The sequence below is a fragment of the Vibrio sp. 2134-1 genome (genome assembly GCF_033339495.1).
Genome location: NZ_JAWOUS010000391.1, coordinates 1 through 721, shown reverse-complemented (window position 1 = coordinate 721; position 721 = coordinate 1). Strand labels below are relative to the sequence as shown.

The window sequence follows — 721 nt, the reverse complement described above, 5'->3', positions numbered from 1 at the left end:
GAAGTGATTGATGCCATCACCAAAACCACTCAAGAGTTGGCGCACAACAAAAACCAACTTGAGCTAGAGAAAGAGCAGATCGAAACCCTGCTCAAGCAGCAATCAGAAAAGCGTACCGCACTGGCCAGTACGCAGTCGAATCGTAAGCAAACGCTGAACAAAATTCAGAGCAGCATTAAAAACGACAAACGTTACCTTGCTGAGCTACAACGCAATGAAACCCGTCTAAAAGCCGAGATTGCAAAAGCCGCCAAACGAAATGCAGTACCAATGGACGGGCTCGGCAAACAGCGCGGCAAACTACCATGGCCACTCAAAGGCAGTGTGTTACATAACTTCGGTACGCGTCAAACCGGACAAGTAAACTGGAAAGGTATGGTGCTTTCCGCTAACTATGGTCAACAAGTTAAAGCAGTTTACCCTGGCACAGTCGTATTTGCAGAGTATTTAAGAGGTTACGGTTTAGTGGTGCTGCTTGATCACGGTAAAGGTGACATGACGCTTTACGGCTACAATCAAGCGTTAACCAAAAAAGAAGGCGATAAAGTCACCGCAGGCGAAGTGATAGCACTCGCTGGTGATACAGGCGGGCAGGACCGACCATCACTGTATTTCGAAATCCGCCGTAATAGTGAAGCACAGAACCCGAAATCTTGGTTAAAGCGCTGATTATCTGACTTATTTACTTGTAGTAAAAACAAAGGAGCCACTCGGCTCCTTT

At 46.7% G+C, this 721-nt stretch carries 1 protein-coding gene; it reads left to right on the top strand.

The features are described from left to right. The coding region (locus R7R78_RS26195; RefSeq protein WP_225474621.1) for a murein hydrolase activator EnvC family protein at positions 1-669 on the top strand (669 nt) is incomplete at its 5' end. Between the last annotated feature and the right edge of the window lie 52 nt (positions 670-721).